At 71.7% G+C, this 15793-nt stretch carries 16 protein-coding genes; 12 read left to right on the plus strand and 4 right to left on the minus strand.

Translation table 11 applies throughout. The features are described from left to right. Positions 1-99: 99 nt before the first annotated feature. Both ACIGWZ_RS16900 and ACIGWZ_RS16905 read left to right on the plus strand, forming a co-directional pair. Complete coding sequence (locus tag ACIGWZ_RS16900; protein WP_400065195.1) at positions 100-735, plus strand: hypothetical protein; 636 nt, start codon at positions 100-102, stop codon at positions 733-735. Positions 736-783: 48 nt separating this feature from the next. Beyond that, on the plus strand, positions 784-1224 hold the full coding sequence (locus tag ACIGWZ_RS16905; RefSeq protein ID WP_400065197.1) for an Asp23/Gls24 family envelope stress response protein: 441 nt from the start codon (positions 784-786) through the stop codon (positions 1222-1224). 25 nt (positions 1225-1249) lie between these two features. Here the strand turns inward: ACIGWZ_RS16905 and ACIGWZ_RS16910 are convergent, their stop codons facing one another. The 4 genes from ACIGWZ_RS16910 to ACIGWZ_RS16925 all read right to left on the minus strand — a co-directional run bounded on the left by ACIGWZ_RS16910 (position 1250) and on the right by ACIGWZ_RS16925 (position 5174). Further along, the gene (locus tag ACIGWZ_RS16910; RefSeq protein ID WP_400065198.1) at positions 1250-3280 is read right to left on the minus strand and encodes a M3 family metallopeptidase; all 2031 of its coding nucleotides are present in this window, start codon (positions 3278-3280) and stop codon (positions 1250-1252) included. A 90-nt stretch (positions 3281-3370) separates the two neighbouring features. Then, complete coding sequence (locus ACIGWZ_RS16915) at positions 3371-4141, minus strand: group II truncated hemoglobin (protein WP_400065200.1); 771 nt, start codon at positions 4139-4141, stop codon at positions 3371-3373. Then, a complete protein-coding gene (locus ACIGWZ_RS16920; RefSeq protein WP_400065202.1) occupies positions 4138-5025 on the minus strand; it encodes an NmrA family NAD(P)-binding protein in 888 nt (295 codons plus the stop codon). Before ACIGWZ_RS16920 ends, ACIGWZ_RS16915 begins: the two co-directional genes overlap by 4 nt. Next, positions 5025-5174, minus strand: coding sequence for a hypothetical protein (locus ACIGWZ_RS16925; RefSeq protein WP_400065204.1), 150 nt, complete (start codon positions 5172-5174; stop codon positions 5025-5027). Before ACIGWZ_RS16925 ends, ACIGWZ_RS16920 begins: the two co-directional genes overlap by 1 nt. Before the next feature lie 48 nt (positions 5175-5222). Here ACIGWZ_RS16925 and ACIGWZ_RS16930 point away from each other — a divergent pair, with 48 nt between their 5' ends. The 10 genes from ACIGWZ_RS16930 to ACIGWZ_RS16975 all read left to right on the plus strand — a co-directional run bounded on the left by ACIGWZ_RS16930 (position 5223) and on the right by ACIGWZ_RS16975 (position 15768). Continuing rightward, the gene (locus ACIGWZ_RS16930) at positions 5223-6131 is read left to right on the plus strand and encodes a LysR family transcriptional regulator (protein ID WP_400065206.1); all 909 of its coding nucleotides are present in this window, start codon (positions 5223-5225) and stop codon (positions 6129-6131) included. Between the two features lie 98 nt (positions 6132-6229). After that, positions 6230-6421, plus strand: coding sequence for a DUF6381 family protein (locus ACIGWZ_RS16935; protein ID WP_400065209.1), 192 nt, complete (start codon positions 6230-6232; stop codon positions 6419-6421). 438 nt (positions 6422-6859) lie between these two features. Further along, positions 6860-7894: a hypothetical protein gene (locus ACIGWZ_RS16940; RefSeq protein ID WP_400065211.1), complete on the plus strand. Its 1035-nt coding sequence runs from the start codon at positions 6860-6862 to the stop codon at positions 7892-7894. 65 nt (positions 7895-7959) lie between these two features. Then, positions 7960-9228 carry an FAD-dependent monooxygenase gene (locus ACIGWZ_RS16945; RefSeq protein WP_400065212.1) on the plus strand — a complete coding sequence of 423 codons (1269 nt, stop codon included), beginning with the start codon at positions 7960-7962 and terminating at the stop codon, positions 9226-9228. A 29-nt stretch (positions 9229-9257) separates the two neighbouring features. After that, positions 9258-10682 (plus strand): MFS transporter, encoded by a 1425-nt coding sequence (locus ACIGWZ_RS16950; RefSeq protein WP_400065421.1) that lies wholly within the window; start codon positions 9258-9260, stop codon positions 10680-10682. After that, on the plus strand, positions 10679-11527 hold the full coding sequence (locus tag ACIGWZ_RS16955; protein ID WP_400065214.1) for an FAD binding domain-containing protein: 849 nt from the start codon (positions 10679-10681) through the stop codon (positions 11525-11527). The genes ACIGWZ_RS16950 and ACIGWZ_RS16955 overlap by 4 nt, the downstream gene beginning before the upstream one ends. Continuing rightward, a complete protein-coding gene (locus tag ACIGWZ_RS16960; RefSeq protein ID WP_400065216.1) occupies positions 11524-13896 on the plus strand; it encodes a xanthine dehydrogenase family protein molybdopterin-binding subunit in 2373 nt (790 codons plus the stop codon). Before ACIGWZ_RS16955 ends, ACIGWZ_RS16960 begins: the two co-directional genes overlap by 4 nt. Continuing rightward, positions 13893-14420 carry a (2Fe-2S)-binding protein gene (locus ACIGWZ_RS16965; RefSeq protein ID WP_400065217.1) on the plus strand — a complete coding sequence of 176 codons (528 nt, stop codon included), beginning with the start codon at positions 13893-13895 and terminating at the stop codon, positions 14418-14420. The genes ACIGWZ_RS16960 and ACIGWZ_RS16965 overlap by 4 nt, the downstream gene beginning before the upstream one ends. 2 nt (positions 14421-14422) lie before the next feature. Then, positions 14423-15094 carry an SRPBCC family protein gene (locus ACIGWZ_RS16970; RefSeq protein ID WP_400065219.1) on the plus strand — a complete coding sequence of 224 codons (672 nt, stop codon included), beginning with the start codon at positions 14423-14425 and terminating at the stop codon, positions 15092-15094. Beyond that, positions 15091-15768 (plus strand): isochorismatase family protein, encoded by a 678-nt coding sequence (locus ACIGWZ_RS16975; RefSeq protein ID WP_400065221.1) that lies wholly within the window; start codon positions 15091-15093, stop codon positions 15766-15768. The genes ACIGWZ_RS16970 and ACIGWZ_RS16975 overlap by 4 nt, the downstream gene beginning before the upstream one ends. Positions 15769-15793: the final 25 nt, after the last annotated feature.

Raw genomic sequence — 15793 nt, forward strand, 5'->3', positions numbered from 1 at the left:
GGTGGAGTCTGTGGAAAGACACCCCAGTTCCGGCATTACTGGCCGCGCCAGTTCCCCCACCCCTTCTCGAACACCTCCGCTCGAAGGGACGGCAACTTCATGGCCATGGAATACGGACAGCAATGGAGTTTCGCCGCCGAGTCCGGCGGCCTCGGCGCGGCGGTAACCGACGCCATGCGTGCCGTGGGCGCCATGAACGACATGGACGAATACGCCGCGGAGGGGTATCAGCAGGCGCTCGACGAGCTGAACGGATACCCCGCCGAGGACGTCACCGCGGTGCTGCGACGCGGCTGGGAGACCTTGCCGGAGTTCGCCTATCCCGACCGCTGGGGCATCGTCCAATTGTTGACAGATCTCCGTATGACTTCCGCGACGGACGTATTCGAGACCATATTGACCACCCCCATACCGCCGGAACGCACCCCCGAATTCGCGCATCCCTATTCCACCGTCGGTGAGGAAATCACCATCAGAACCACCGCCGTCGAGGGGCTGACCCGACTCGCCGCCGAGGACGACCCCGGCGCCGTCGAGCTGCTCATCCGGCATGTGACGGACGAGCACCGCAGCATCCAGGTGGCGTGTGTGATGGCGCTGCGGGATCTCGGCGAGGACGCCGGGGTCGATGTCTCCATCCTGGTCCCGGAAAAGGACCAGGAGTTGCTCCGTATACGCCATGACAGCGGGTATCCGGTCCGCAGAGGCGGGATTCCCCCGGACGCCCTAGCGTGAAGAGGTGGACGAAGTCTTGCTCCCAATGGAGCAAAGGGGTGATGCGCAATGACCGACACCAACGAGCGCGGTCCCGGGGCCGCCCGGCGGGCCACTCCCGCCCGGGAGCGCGGAAAGACGACCATCGCGGACGGTGTGGTGGCGAAAATCGCCTACCTGGCCGCCGAGGACGTACCCGGTGTCCATGCGCTGGGCAGCGGAATCTCCCGGTCCGTCGGGGCCCTGCGCAAGCGCGTCCCAGGGGGTCCGACCACGACCATCCACGGCGTCAAGGTCGAGGTCGGCGAGAAACAGGCGGCGGTCGACCTGGACATCATCGTCGAGTACGGCGAAATCGTGCCCGAAGTCGCCGACGCCGTACGGGAAACCGTGATTTCCGCCGTGGAGCGGATGACCGGATTCGAGGTCGTGGAAGTGAACATCGCGGTGAGCGATGTGAAACTGCCCGACGAACCGGAAGAGGAAGCGCCGCCGGAACGCGTGCGGTAGCGACGCACCGGCAGGGCGCGGTGGGTCAGCCGGTCGCCAGGCCGTGCCGGTCCAGCAGCGGTCCGACCTCCGGGTCCCGTCCGACCACCGCGCGGAACGCCGCCATGGAATCGACGGCGCCGCCCTTGCCGAGCAGCTCCCGGCGGAAGATCTCACCGCTCTCGCGCACGGTCTTGCCGTTCTCGCGGAACCACCGCACGGTGTCCGCGTCCAGCACCTCGGCCCAGCGGTAGCCGTAGTATCCGGCCGCGTAGCTGCCGCCGAAGATGTGCGCGAAGTAGCCGGTGCGGTAGCGCGGCGGGATGGTGGCCAGGGCAAGTCCGTAACGCTCCAGCGCGGCGGCCTCGAACGCCTCGGCGCCGGCCGCGTCCGGCAGGTCCCCGTCGGCGGGGAGGGTGTGCCAGGCCCAGTCGAGCACGGCCGCGGCCAGGTGCTCCACCATCCGGAAGCCGACGCCGAAGTCCTCCGCCTCGCGCAGCCGGTCCGGCAGTTCGGGCGGCATGGGCTCACCGGTGAGGTGGTGCCTGGCGTAATGGGCCAGCACCTCGGGCCAGTCGGCCCACATCTCATTGACCTGGGAGGGGAACTCCACGAAGTCACGCGGTACTTGGGTGCCGGACAGCAGCGGATACCGCACATCGGAGAGCAGGCCGTGCAGCGCGTGCCCGAACTCGTGGAAGAGCGTGTTGACCTCGCGCCAGGTCAGCAGGACCGGCTCGCCCGCCGGGGGCTTGGCGATGTTCAGGTTGTTGACCACCACGGGCCGCTGGCCCAGCAGGTGCGACTGGAGCACCAGTTCCTTCTCCCAGGCGCCGCCGCGCTTGGAGGCACGGGCGTGGAAGTCGCCGATGTACAGGCCGATCGGGCTGCCGTCGGCCTCGTGCACCTCGAAGACGCGGGCGTCCGGATGGTAGGCCACCAGGTCGGGGCGTTCGGTGAAGGTGATCCCGTAGACCAGCCCGGCCGCGTGGAAGACGCCGTCCCGCAGCACGCTCTCCAGCTCCAGGTACGGGCGCAGCGCCGCCGCATCGAGACCGCACCGCTCCTTGCGTATCCGCTCCGCGTAGTACTGCCAGTCGGCCGGGCCGATCTCGGCGACGCCCGCCGCCTCGGCCAGCGCCGCGGCTTCGCGCTCGGCATTGGCGACGGCAGGGGGGATGAGACGCCGGAAGAGGCGTTCGACCGCGTCGGTGGTGCCGGCGGTCTGATCGGCGACCTGCCAGGCGGCGTGGCTCGGGTGGCCGAGCAGGGCGGCGCGTTCGGCCCGCAGCGTGGCGAGGGTGACGGCGAGCGGGCCGTTGGTGTCGCCGCCCCGGCCGAGCGAGGCGGCGAGCAGGCGCTCGCGCAGCGCCGGGTCGTCGAGCGAACCGAGCTGCGTCTGCTGGGTGAAGTTCTTCATGCCGAGGACGAACTCGCCGTCGTGTCCGAGGGCCTTGGCGTGCTCCGCGGCGGCCGCGATCTCGTCCTCGGGCAGGCCCGCCAGCTGTTCGGCGCGGTCCAGTACCAGCGCCGCGTCGGCGGTGGCCGCGCGCAGGTTCCGCCGGAATGCGGCGCACCGTACGGCGATCTCGGCGTTCAGCTCGCGCAGCCGGCGCTGCTGCTCCGGGCCGAGCCGGGCCCCCGCCCGGACCCGGGCGGTGTGGTGCCGTTCCAGCACCCTCACCTGTTCGGCGTCCAGGCCGATGTGGTGCCGTTGCCCGTGGAGCGCGTCCAGCCGCGCGAACAGGGCGGGATCGAGCAGCAGCGCGTCCTCGTGGGCGGCCAGCCGGGGCGCGATCTCCGCCTCCACCGCCTGGAGGGCGTCGTCGGTGTCCGAGGCCGTCTTGTTGAAGAACACCCGGTGCACCCGGCCCAGCACCGCGCCGCTGCGCTCCAGCGCCTCGACGGTGTTCTCGAAGGTGACGGGGTCGGTGCAGGCGCCGATCGCCCCCACCTCGGCCAGCTGCTCGGACATTCCGCGTGCGAAGGCCGGCAGATAGTGCTCGTGCCGGATCCGCGCGAACGGCGGCAACTCGTAGGGCAGTTCACTCGGCTGGAAGAACGGGTTCACGGTCACGGAATCCGACCCTACGCCCGCGAGCCGCCCCCGGTCCGGCGGTTGTGCGCGGCGGCGGCCGGAGGGTGCTCTTCCGGCCGCCGCGGGCCGTCACGCCCCGTTGCTCCCCGCGCCGTCCTTCTCCCATCCCCACCGCGGCGTCGGTCCGGGGTCGCCCAGATCGGTGCCGGCCGGCCGCCGGGAGATGTCCTGGGCGATACGCGTGCCCCAGTCGAAGTACTCCATGACGCGCCGCCGCAGCGCCGGATCGGGCGGCAGCTCCTTGTCCACGGCCCGGGACATCAGTTCCAGCCAGCGGGAGCGCTGCTCGTCGGTGATGGCGAGGCCCAAGTGGCCGCGCAGCAGGCCTTGATGGCCGCCGAGGTCGGCGGTGAAGTGCGCCGGTCCGCCGAAGACCTCGGCGAGCCAGACGGCGACGTGGTCGCGGTGTTCGGGGGTGAACCGGGCGAAGACGGGGGCGAGGACGGGGTCGGCGAGGACCGCCTCGTAGAAGGTGTCGCTGAGCCGGTGCAGGGCGGGGGCGCCGCCGACGGCCTCGTACAGCGTCGCGGCCCGTGGTGCGGACGCCACCGCGGTGCGCGCGTAGTGCTTCATCTCCTCGATGTCGTCGATGTACGGCCGCACGGAGACCAGGAACGGGCCGAAGAGCGGGCCGCCGCGGAAGCCCTGGAGGTGGTCCTCGAGCGAGGTCCATTCGATGCGGAGGATGTAGCGGTCCGGCTCCTCGACGCCGTGCGCCAGGTCGTAGCCCAGACACTGCGGTGCCGCGTCGAGTTGTTCGGCGGCGGCGGTGTAGGCCTTCTCGAAGGCGGCGCGCCGCTCCGGGTCGGCGATGCGGTAGCGGATGTACTCGACGGTCATGCGGGGCGCTCCTGGGAAGTGGTCGGCGTGGCGCGCAGTGCCGGGGCGTGTTCGGTGAGAAAGGCGGCGAGGGAACGGGCCGGGCGGCCGAGCAGGCGGGGGATGCCGTCGGTGACCGCGGCCGCCTCGCCCGCCGCGTACATGCCGTAGAGCTCGACGAGCCCGCTCGCCCGCCACTCGTCGAGGCCGGTGTCGAGCAGGGCGGTGCGGGCCCGATCGGGAGTGCGGGCGCGGTAGACGACCTCGCGGCCGAGTACCGCGCCGATCAGCCCGGCGATCTCTTCATGCGTCAGGGCTTCCGGGCCGGTCAGCTCGTGGAGCGCGCCCTCGTGGCCCTCGGTGGTGAGCACCTCGGCGGCGGCCGCGGCGACATCGCGGGCGTCCACGTACGAGACGGCGGCATCGCCCGCGGGCAGCGCCAGGATCCCCGCGCGCAGGGAGGCGGCCAGGCCCAGGAAGTTCTGCTGGAAGCCGTTGGGGGCGAGCACCGTCCAGGGCAGGCCGGCGGCGTTGACCTGGGCGAAACCCGCGGCGTGTGCCGCGAAGAACCGCACCGGGCTGGTGCGCCGCCCCACGCCGATCGCCGCCTGCAGGACGACCCGGGGCCGGCCGGTCTTCGCCGCGGCGTCGATGACATTGCGTGCTTGCCCGGCGGCGCCCGGGTCGACCGGTGTGAGGAGGTGGACGGCGTCGACGCCGTCCACGGCCGGGAGCAGCGACCCGGCGTCGTTCAGGTCCGCGACCACCGCTTCCACGCCGTCGTCCCACTCGGCGGGCACGCTGCCCGCGTCACGTACCAGCGCACGGACCGTCGCGCCGCGCTCGCGCAGTGCGCGCACCAGCGGTCTCCCGACGGTGCCGGTCGCACCCGTCACCAGAATCATCAGTCCCCCAGGGTCAGTTGAAGAGCCGAAGCGGCGTCCGAGTCGTTGCGGACGTCTTCGAACGCTCGCGTTGTGCGGGCGTTTTCAGCCACCGCCACGCTACGAGCGGCCCCGCTGATCAACAAGCGCAGCTTGTTGTCGATCGACAAGCCCAGGTTGTCGACGGGAGCGGCCGGGCGACCGTACGATGCGGCCGTATGGAACCCGAGCTGCGGCAGATGCGGTACTTCGTGGCGGTCGCCGAGCGGCGCAGTTTCACTCGCGCCGCGGAGGATGTGTACGTCGCCCAGCAGGCACTCAGCCAGCAGGTCAAGGCGCTCGAAGACACCCTGGGCGTCAGGCTGTTGGAGCGGACCTCGCGGCGGGTCGAGCTGACCCCGGCCGGTGCGGCGTATGTGGCCGACTGCAAGCGGATCCTCGCCTCATCGGGGCGCGCGGCGCAGCATGCGCGGGCCGTGGCGGCCGGGGAGGTGGGGCGGTTGCGGGTGGCCTATACGGTCAGCGCGGTGTACGAGACGCTCCCGGCGCTGACCGCGCTGCTCGCGGAGGAGTTTCCGCGGCTGAAGGTGGAGACCCGGGAGATCTTCGCCGCGGACGTCTGCCGGACGCTGCGGGAGGAGCGGTGCGATGTCGCCCTCGCGCCGAGTACCGGGTATCCGAAGGGCATCGATCAACGGACCGTCCGGCACGAGGAGTTGATGCTCGCGGTCTCCGACGGTCATCCGCTCGCCGGGCTGCCCGCCGTGGATCCGGTGCGGCTCCGGGACGAAACATTCCAGCTGTGGCCGCGCGAGATGGCGCCCGGCTACTACGACGCCGTGGTCGGCGCCTGCCGGGGCGCGGGCTTCGAGCCGGCGCTGGACGACACCGCCTCGGGCTCCAACGCCTGGGCGGGTATCGCCGCCGGGCGCGGGGTCAATCTCGTGGTGGCGTCGCTCGCCCACCAGCTCCCGCGCGGCATCACGCTGGTGCCCCTGGCGGAGCCCCGGCCCGGCCTCCGCCTCGATGCCGTCTGGCGGGCGGATCACCCGCATCCGGCCGTCCCCCGTTTCCTCGACGCATGCGCCGAACTCGCCCGCCGCCGAGGGTGGTCCGCGGACGGGTGACGGACCGGTCACCAAGGGCCACCCTTCGAGGTGCCGGGAGTCGCGGAGCCTGGTTGGCTGAGGTAAGGCGACATTCCGCTACCGACGAAGGAGTGATCATGGGCGCCAAGGACGAAGCACATGAGCGCCTCCAGCAGATGCGCGAGAAGGCCCAGCAGCTGACCGAGGCCGCCGACCAGGCCAAGGACCCCAAGGAGCGGCAGCGCCTGCAGGAGAAGGCGCGCAAGCTGCAGAGCCAGACCGAGCAGGAGAGCAGCATGGGCGGCGGAGACATCCTGCCCCCCAAGTGACACGCTCCACCGAACCGCACCGGCCGGTGTCCCCCTGCCCTGCGGACGTCCCCGCGGACGCCCGTACGGCCCGGAGGCCACCGGCCGCTCGGTGACCGCTCCAGGGGCGAGCGCGTAGGACGCGCCCCAGGGCCCCGTTCCCGTAACGCCGCACGGCGCGTACGGGAACGGGGCCCGCTGCCGTGCGGCGCCCCATCGAGGGAACGGCGGCCACCGGGAGCAGGAACTCGCCGCGCCCCTCTTGCCAAGCCGAGATAGTACGTGTTCGGATTATCTCCGTCAGGTGCTCCGCATCGGGGGCATCACCGCAGATCAGAGCATGTCCGCAGGCCTATCGCCGTCGGCTGCGCGGTGCGTCCCCGCGACGCGCGGCCGGTCCGTTCCCCCGCCTTTCGCGACCCTCTCACCGAGCCCGCCCACACCTCCTTGGAGGTCACCGTGTTCGATCTTTCCGCCGTCGATCTGCTCGACGCGTTCACCCGCCAGCTCCGGCTGTGCAAGCTGCGCGAGGACGAGCATGTCGTCGTCCTCGCCGAGCCGGACAGCCGCGGCGACTATGTCGCGGCCGCCTTCGGCGCGGCCAAGGCGTGCGGCGCGCATGTCATCGCGGCCACGGTGCCCGGCGGCACCCCGGCGCCGATGCCCAGTACGCACACGGGCGCCGGTCCCGGCCTGACCTCCGTACTGCACGACACCACCGCCCAGGACCTGCTCAAATCCGCGGATCTGGTGGTCGATCTGACGCGTGAGGGCTTCATCCACGCGCCGGTCCAGCAGGAGATCCTGCGGGCGGGCACCCGCATCATCTTCGTCTGCGACGCCCCCGAGGTCCTCATCCGCAACCTCCCCAAGGAATCGGACAAGGACGAGGTGGTGCGCGGCGTCGAGCTGCTCCAGCGGTCGTCGGTGATGCGGGTCAGCTCCGCCGCCGGGACCGATCTGACCGTCCAACTCAGCGGCTCCGAGCCGGAGTTCCAGTGCGGCTTCGCCGACGACCCGGGCCGCTGGGACCACTGGCCGAGCACCATGGTGCTGTGCTGGCCGGAGGTCTCCGACGGACAGATCGTGCTCGCGCCGGGCGACATCCTGCTGCCGTTCAAGGAGTATGTGCGCGAGCCGGTGACCCTCCAGATCGCGGGCGGGCACATCGAGAAGGTCAGCGGCGGCGCCGAGGCCGATCTGCTCACCACCTTCTTCGAGGACTCGCAGGACACCTGGGCGCGCAGCCTCTCCCACATGGGCTGGGGGCTGATGCGCAGCGCCGACTGGTTCGCCACCGCCCTGTACGGCAAGGACGAGCTGATGGGCATGGACGCCCGGGCCTTCGCGGGCAATTTCCTGTGGTCGACGGGCCCGCATCCGGTGCTGGGCCGCGAGTCGTACGCGCACCTCGATATCGCGATGCGCGGCTGTTCGGTGTCGGTCGACGGCGTGGACGTCGTCACGGACGGACAGCTTGCCGACGATCTGTGACGACCCGACCGCCACCGGCCAACGGTCGGCGACCACCCCGCTTTTCACAATCTTCTGGAGGAAGAGTGGTGTCCAGCCAGTCGTACGAAGTCACCATCGCCGGCGGCGGCCTGGGCGGTCTGACCGCCGCGCTGGCGCTGCGCCAGCGCGGCCTGCGGGTCACCGTGCTGGAGCAGGCGGACCGGCTGGGCGAGGTCGGGGCGGGGATCCAGACCGCGCCGAACGCCAGCCGGGTGCTGCTCGGGCTCGGACTGCGGCGGCAGCTCGAGGCGATCCACACCGAGCCCCTCGACCAGGTCAGGCGGCGCTGGAAGGACGGCAGCGTCATCGGGCTCACCCCACTCGGCCAGTTCTGCAAGGACCGGTTCAACGCCCCGTACTGGCACTACCACCGGGCCGATCTGCACCGCGTGATCATGGAGGCCTGTCTGGACCCGGCGGGCCCCGGCCCGGTCGTCGAGATGCACACCGCGAGCCGGGTGGTCGCGCTGGACCGCACCCGCCCCGAGCGCCCGGCGGCCGTCACCGACGACGGGCGGCGCTTCTCCTGCGACGTGCTGATCGGGGCCGACGGGGTCCGCTCACGGGTGCGCGAGCTGATGGGCGCGCCGGACACCCTGCTGTTCTCCGGCGAGATGGCGTTCCGGGCGCTGATCCCCGGCGATCTGATCGCCGCCGACCCGGCGACGCGCTGGCTGGTCGACCGCTTCCAGAGCACCATCTGGTACGGGCCGGAACGGCACCTGGTGCACTACATGATCCGCGGCGGCGAGTATCTGAACGTCGTGGCGTGTGTGCCCTGCACCGACGAGGTCGCCGAGAAGTGGACCGTGACCTCGACCGCGCAGGACCTGGTGGACGCGTTCCCCGGCTGGGACGACCGGGTGCCGGCGATGCTGTCGAAGGCCAAGGAGAACGTCAGCTGCTTCGCGCTCCATCACCGGCGGCGCGACCCGGTGTGGATGGACGGGCGGGTCGCGCTGCTCGGCGACGCCTGCCACGCCATGCTCCCCTACCAGGCACAGGGCGCCTCGCAGGCGATGGAGGACGCGGCGGTGCTGGCCGAGGAGCTGGGGTCGGTGTGCGCCGCGGACATCGAGGTCGCGCTGCGCCGTTACGTCGACCGGCGGGCCAAGCACGCCGGGATGGTGCAGGACGCCTCCCTGCAGAACAAGACCTTCTACCACTTCCCCGACGGTCCCGAGCAGCGGGCCCGGGACGAGAAACTGCGGCGCTTCGACGGCGAGTCCGACCTGTCCTACGACTGGCTGTGGCGCGGCACGCCCCTCAATGACCCCGATCTGGGCGCGTTCTCCTACCAGTTCGCCCGCTGAGCCGTGGAGTTCCCATGAAATCAGGCGCTGTGAAAACCGGCGATCAGATCGTTCAGGACCTCCCCTGGAAATGGGGCGTCCAAGGCAGAATTTTCCTCATCGGTGGCCTCGGCTACCTCTTCGACGCGTACGACATCGCCCTGAACGGCTTTCTGATGCCGCTGCTGGGCGAGCACTTCCGCCTCTCGCTCGCCGACCGGGGGCTGGTCGCCACCGCGAACCTGGTGGGGATGGCCGTCGGCGCGGTGGCCTGGGGCGCGGTCGCGGACCGGATCGGCCGGAAAAAGGCCTTCGGCGTCACGCTGCTGATCTTCGCGGTGTTCTCGGTGCTGGGTGCGTGCGCGCCGACGTATCCCGTCTTCCTGGGGCTGCGGTTCCTGGCCGGTGTGGGGCTGGGCGGCTGCATCCCCGTCGACTACGCCCTGGTCGGCGAGTTCTCGCCGCGCAAGTACCGGGGTCGGGTGCTGACCGCGCTGGACGTGTGGTGGCCGGTCGGGGTGACGCTGTGCGGTCTGGTGTCGACGGCGATGGTGACGCTGGAGGACGGCTGGCGGTGGATGCTCGCGGTGATGAGCCTGCCGGCGCTGCTGTTGTTCTGGGTGCGCCGCGGCGTACCCGAGTCGCCGGTCTATCTCACGAAGAAGGGCCGGGAGGCGGAGGCGCGGGCGGTCATCGACGACCTGGTGGCCCGTACGGGTGCGGCGCCGGAGCCCTATGTGATTCCGGCGCCGGAGGCCGCCGTACGGTCCCGGGGCCCGCGCGCGGTCACCGAACAGCTGGGCCGCATCTGGTCGTTCAGCCCCCGCATCACCTCTGCCGCCTGGCTGCTGTTCGTCACCGTCATGCTCGTCTACTACGCGGCGCTCAGCTGGATGCCGTCCATCCTCAAGGAGCAGGGCCTGGCCGATACGGCGGCGTTCATGGGCACCACCGTGATGAGCGGCGTCGGGATCGTCGGGGTGCTGGTCTCCACGGCGCTGGTGGATCTGATCGGGCGCAAATGGCTGATCGGTGTCACGGCACCGCTCGCCTCCGTCGCGCTGGTGGTGTTCGCCCTGGTGATGAAGATGCCCACCGGATCCGTCGTGGCCATCGGCGCCTTCGGCTTTCTGATGCAGCTGGCCATCCCCGCGCTGTATGCGTACGTGGCCGAGCTGTACCCGACGCGGCTGCGGGCCAGTGGCTTCGGCTGGGCCTCGTCGGTCAGCCGGGCGCTCACCGGGTTCGCGCCGCTGTTGTTCGGCACGGTGATGTGGCCGGTGCTGGGGCTGCCGCTCACGTTCGGGGTGCTGGGGCTGGCCGTGGTGCTGGCGGTGGGCTGGATGGCGGTCGCGGCACCGGAGACGAAGGGGCGGGCGCTGGACGAGGAGAGCGCCGCTCCGGCGGAAGCGCCGCCGCTGCCGCACCCCGCCCCGTCGGTACGTCCGTCCGCCCGTACGACGGGAGCCCCATGAAACCCGCCCCGTTCCGCTACCACCGGGCCCGCGATGTCGAGGGCGCCGCGGCGCTGCTGGCCGAGCTCGGCGCCGACGCCAAGGTCATCGCCGGCGGCCAGAGCCTCGTCGCGATGATGAACTTCCGGCTGGCCCGGCCGCGGCACCTGGTCGACATCGGCGGGCTGCGCGCCCTCGACCATCTGAGCACCGGCCCGGACGGCGCCCTGCACATCGGCGCGCTCACCACGCATCACACCGTGGAGACGGCGCCGGACGCGCGGCTGAGCGCGGGCTTCGCCGTGCTGCGTGCGGCGATGGGCTGGATCGGCCATCTGCCGATCCGCACCCGGGGCACGGTCGGCGGCAGCATCGCCCATGCCGACGCCACCGCCGAATGGTGTCTGCTGGCGGTCGCGCTGGACGCCGAGGTCGTGGCCCGGGGCCCGCGCGGTGAGCGCCGTATCCCGGCCGCCGACTTCTTCCTCGGTCCGTACCTCAGCGCCCTCGACCCCGACGAGATCCTGATCGAGATCGTCTTCCCGCGGCCCGCGCCGTATGCCGCGCTCACCGAATTCGCCGAGCGCCGGGGCGACTTCGCGATCGTGTCGGCCGCGGTCGATCTGGACGTCGAGGGAGGGGCGGTCCGGGGCGGCCGGGTGGCGCTGGGCGGGGTGGCGCCGGTGCCGGTCCGGGTTCCGCAGGCGTCGGAGGTGCTGGCCGGGGGCGGATCGTTCGCCGACTGTGCCGAGGCGGCGGCCGCCGCGGTCGATCCTCCGGACGACGCCAACGGGTCCGCGTCGTACCGGCAAGACCTGGTCAGAACGCTGGTCCGGCGGGCCTGCGAGGAGGCGAGGAACCGATGAAGCCACCGATGGAGGAGCGCGGTCCGCTGATCGGACGCTCCGTGGCGCGCCGCGAGGATCCCCGGCTGCTGACCGGGCGCGGCCGGTTCGTCGACGACATCGCGCTGCCGGGCATGCTGCACGCCCAGTTCGTACGGAGCACCGTCGCGCACGGCGTGCTCACCGCCGTCGACCTCACGGCCGTACGCTCCGTGCCGGGCGTGATCGCCGCCTTCACCGCCGAGGACCTCGACCTCGGCGACATCACCGCCCAACTGGGGCGCCCACGCGTGGAGTTCGTGCCCACCGCGATGCCGGTACTGGCCCGCGACCGGGTCCGCTACGTCGGCGAGCCGATCGCGATCGTCATCGCCCGCGATGCCTATGCCGCCGAGGACGGTCTGGAGGCGGCGCGGGTCAGCTGTGCCGTGCGCCCGCCGGTGACCAGCGAGGAAACGGCGCTGGCGGACGGGGCGCCGCTGGTGCACGACGAGGCGCCGCGCAACACCCTCGTCGATGTCTCGCTCTTCGCCACCGACGGCATCGACGAGATCTTCGCCGCCGCCGACTGCGTCGTCCGGGTCCGTACCCGCACCGGCCGGCAGAACGCGCTGCCGCTGGAGACGCGGGGCGTGGTGGCCCACTGGGACGACCGCGAGGAGCAGCTGGTGATGCAGACCTGCACCCAGGTCCCGCACCAGGTACGGACGGTGGCGGCACGCTGTCTGCGGCTGGACGAGCGCGCGGTGCGCGTGCAGGTACCGGACATGGGCGGCGGGTTCGGCCTGAAGTGCGTGGTGGGCCGGGAGGAGATCGCCGCCGCGGCGGCCGCACGACGCCTGGGCAGGCCGGTGAAGTGGATCGAGGACCGCAAGGACGCGCTCACCGCGTCCTTCCTCGCCCGCGAGCAGCGCTACGACGTCCGCGCGGCGTTCTCCTCCGACGGCAGGATCCTGGGCCTGGACGCGGAAGTGGTGTGCGACATGGGCGCCTACTCCTGCTATCCGTTCACCGCCGGCATCGAGCCGCTGATGGCGTCCGCCGAGATGCCGGGCGTCTACACGGTCCCCGCCTACCGGGTGCGCGGCCGGGCGGTGACCACCAACAAGGCGCCCACCGCGCCGTACCGGGGCGTCAGCCGGCCGCAGTACGTGATGGTCGTGGAGCGGCTCTTCGAGCGCGCGGCCCGAGAGCTGAGCCTGGATGCGGTGGAGATCCGCCGCCGTAATGTCATCACCACATTCCCTTACACCGGCGTCAACGGCATCACCTACGACCCGGGCTCCTACCTGGAGTCGCTGAATCTGTGCGAGCGCACCCTGCTCGACGAGGGCTGGTACGAGCGCCGGGCGGCCGCGGCGGCCGAGGGGCGCCATCTCGGCATCGGCTACGCCTGCTTCAGCGAGCGCACCGGTTACGGCTCGGCCGCCTTCGCGCAGCGCAAGATGGAGGTGGTGCCGGGCTTCGACATCTCCGAGGTCCGGATGGACACCAGCGGCGCGGTGACCGTCACCACCGGCACCATGAGCCACGGCCAGAGCCACGAGACGACCATGGCGCAGATCGTCGCCGACGAACTCGGCCTGGACATCGGCAAGGTGCGGCTCCATCAGGGCGATACGGACCGCATCACCTACGGATGGGGCACCTTCGCCAGCCGGTCGATCACGGTCGGCGGCAGCGCCGTACGGCTGGCCGCGGGCAAGCTCGGCGAGAAGCTGCGGCGGCTGGCCGCGGCCCGCTGGGACATCCCGTGGGAGGAGACCGAGCTGGGGCGGGGCGAGGTACGCCGCCGCGACGCACCCTCGGTGGCGCTCAGCTACCCGGAGCTGGCCGACCTCGCCTATCTCCAGGCGCATCTGCTGCCCAAGGGCCTGGAGCCGGGGCTCACCGCGACCGCCACCTTCGACGTCTTCAACGACGGGACGTTCTCCAACGCCACCCACGGCGTCGTCGTCGAACTCCACGAGGGCACCGGCCAGGTGGAGATCCTGCGCTATGTCTGCGTCGAGGACTGCGGGGTGGCCATCAACCCCCAGGTCGTGGAGGGCCAGTGCCGGGGCGGCATCGCCCAGGGCATCGCGGGCGCGCTCTTCGAGCGGGTGACCTACGACGCGCAGGGCGAGCCGTCGGCCACCAGCTTCATGGACTACAAGGTGCCCACCGCCCAGGAGATCCCGGACGTGACGATCCGCCATCTCGAGACGCCCTGCGCGTTCACCGGGACCGGCGCGAAGGGCGCGGGCGAGGGCGGCACGATCGGCGCCCCCGCGGCCGTACTGAACGCCGTCAACGACGCGCTGCGTCCCACCGGCACCGAGCTCGACGACACCCCGATCACCCCGGAAGCGGTGCATACCGCCTTGAAGCCCAGGGAGCGCCTCTCATGACCGACCCCGTGACGCAGCGGGACCTCCAGCTGATGACACTCGATGTGAACGGCGAACAGCACGAGGTGATCACCGAATCGCGCCGCACCCTCGTCGACGTGCTCCGCCACGATCTGCGGCTGACCGGTACCCACGTCGGCTGCGAACACGGCATCTGCGGGGCCTGCACGGTCCTGGTCGACGACCGTCCGGTACGGGCCTGCCTGATGTTCGCGGCGCAGGCGGAGGGCGCCCGGATCCGTACCGTCGAATCGCTGGCCGAGGACGCCGGCGGTGGGCCGGAGGAACGCCGGCTGTCCGATCTGCAAAGGGCGTTCACCGAACACCACGGCCTTCAGTGCGGCTTTTGCACGCCCGGATTCCTGATGCTCGCCGAGGGGTTTCTCGCCGAGCGGCCGGACGCGACCAAGGAGGAGATCCGCGAGGTCGTGGCGGCCAATCTGTGCCGGTGCACCGGCTACCAGTCCATCGTCGAGGCGATCGACGGCTGCGCCACGGCCCGGCGCGCCGCCAAGGAGCGATGAGGATGCAGCTCACCCACACGGTTCCGGTGAACGCCACCCCGGACGAGGTGTTCGCCCTGATGAACGACGTCCGGCGGGTGGCGTCCTGTATGCCGGGCGCGTCGCTGGACGGCCGGGACGGCGACTCCTGGCAGGGCAGGGTGACGGTCCGGGTCGGCCCGATCACCGCCGCCTACGCCGGCAGCGTCCGCTTCCTGGAGGCCGATGCCGGAAGGCGGCGGCTGCGGGTGCAGGCCCGCGGCGCCGATACGCACGGCAGGGGCGATGCGGAGGCGGAGGTGACACTGACGGTGGCCGAGGCCCCGGAAGGCGCGCGGCTGGAGCTGTCGACGGACCTGATCATCCGGGGCAAGCTCGCCCAGTTCGGCAAGGGCGCCATCGGTACGGTGTCGGACCGGATTCTGGAGCAGTTCGCGCGGAATCTGGGCGGGCTGCTGGCTGCCGAGGACGGGGCGGGGGGTACGGCGGTCGCACCCGTCGGCGCCCCGGCCCCCGCGTCCGCACCGGCTTCCGGCCCGGCCCCCGAGCTCGACGGGCTCTCGCTCCTCGCCGGTCCCGCCCTCGCCAAGTACGGCCCGCTCGCCGCCGCCTTCGCCTTCGGCGTGTTCGAGGGCTGGCTGCTCGGCCGGCTGCACACCCTGAGCCGCCAGGTCAAGGAGGCCCGACGCGCATGAGCACCAGCACCAGCACCGGCCGGTACGGAGCGGCCACCGACCACACCTACGCCCGCGCCGGCTTCGGCGCCCCGGTGCGCCGCGGCCGCCGCCCCGCGCTCATCGTCGTCGACCTCACCCGCGGCTTCACCGAGGACCGCTTTCCGACCGGCGCCGATCTCACCCAAGTAGTCGAGTCCACCAGCGAGTTGATCTCCGCGGCACGAACGTCCGCCGTCCCGGTCATCTTCACCGCTATCGCCTACACCCCCGCGGAGGCCTCCGGTGACTCCCTCGCCTGGCTGCGCAAGGCGCCGGGCCTGCGCGCCCTGGTGGCGGGCAGCGAGGCGGTCGACCTGGACCCGCGGCTGCCCTACCGCCCCGCGTCGGACCTCCTGGTGGTCAAGAAGGGCGCCTCGGCGTTCTTCGGCACCCCGCTCGCCGCGACCCTCACCGGACTCGGCTGCGATACGGCGGTGATCTGCGGGGCGACCACCAGCGGCTGCGTACGGGCCACCGCGGTCGACGCCGTGCAGTCCGGCTTCCCCGTCCTCGCCCCCCGGGCATGCGTCGGCGACCGCGCGCAGGGGCCGCACGATGCGGCCCTCTTCGACATCCAGGCGAAATACGGCGACGTCATCGACCAGAAAGAAGCCGTCGACTACCTCGCCCGGCCCGTGCCCCACCCCGCCTGACCGGCTCCCACTCCCCTTCAGGAGG

Origin of the sequence: Streptomyces sp. NPDC053427 (genome assembly GCF_044544985.1) — a bacterium.
Classification (GTDB): domain Bacteria; phylum Actinomycetota; class Actinomycetes; order Streptomycetales; family Streptomycetaceae; genus Streptomyces.

Coding starts and splice junctions, on each gene's coding strand:
- ACIGWZ_RS16915 (WP_400065200.1), bottom strand. CDS start 4,141: ATGACCGTCGAGTACATCCGCTACCGCATCGCCGACCCGGAGCGGCGC.
- ACIGWZ_RS16920 (WP_400065202.1), bottom strand. CDS start 5,025: ATGATTCTGGTGACGGGTGCGACCGGCACCGTCGGGAGACCGCTGGTG.
- ACIGWZ_RS16965 (WP_400065217.1), top strand. CDS start 13,893: ATGACCGACCCCGTGACGCAGCGGGACCTCCAGCTGATGACACTCGAT.
- ACIGWZ_RS16955 (WP_400065214.1), top strand. CDS start 10,679: ATGAAACCCGCCCCGTTCCGCTACCACCGGGCCCGCGATGTCGAGGGC.
- ACIGWZ_RS16970 (WP_400065219.1), top strand. CDS start 14,423: ATGCAGCTCACCCACACGGTTCCGGTGAACGCCACCCCGGACGAGGTG.
- ACIGWZ_RS16975 (WP_400065221.1), top strand. CDS start 15,091: ATGAGCACCAGCACCAGCACCGGCCGGTACGGAGCGGCCACCGACCAC.
- ACIGWZ_RS16960 (WP_400065216.1), top strand. CDS start 11,524: ATGAAGCCACCGATGGAGGAGCGCGGTCCGCTGATCGGACGCTCCGTG.
- ACIGWZ_RS16905 (WP_400065197.1), top strand. CDS start 784: ATGACCGACACCAACGAGCGCGGTCCCGGGGCCGCCCGGCGGGCCACT.
- ACIGWZ_RS16900 (WP_400065195.1), top strand. CDS start 100: ATGGCCATGGAATACGGACAGCAATGGAGTTTCGCCGCCGAGTCCGGC.
- ACIGWZ_RS16935 (WP_400065209.1), top strand. CDS start 6,230: ATGGGCGCCAAGGACGAAGCACATGAGCGCCTCCAGCAGATGCGCGAG.
- ACIGWZ_RS16930 (WP_400065206.1), top strand. CDS start 5,223: ATGGAACCCGAGCTGCGGCAGATGCGGTACTTCGTGGCGGTCGCCGAG.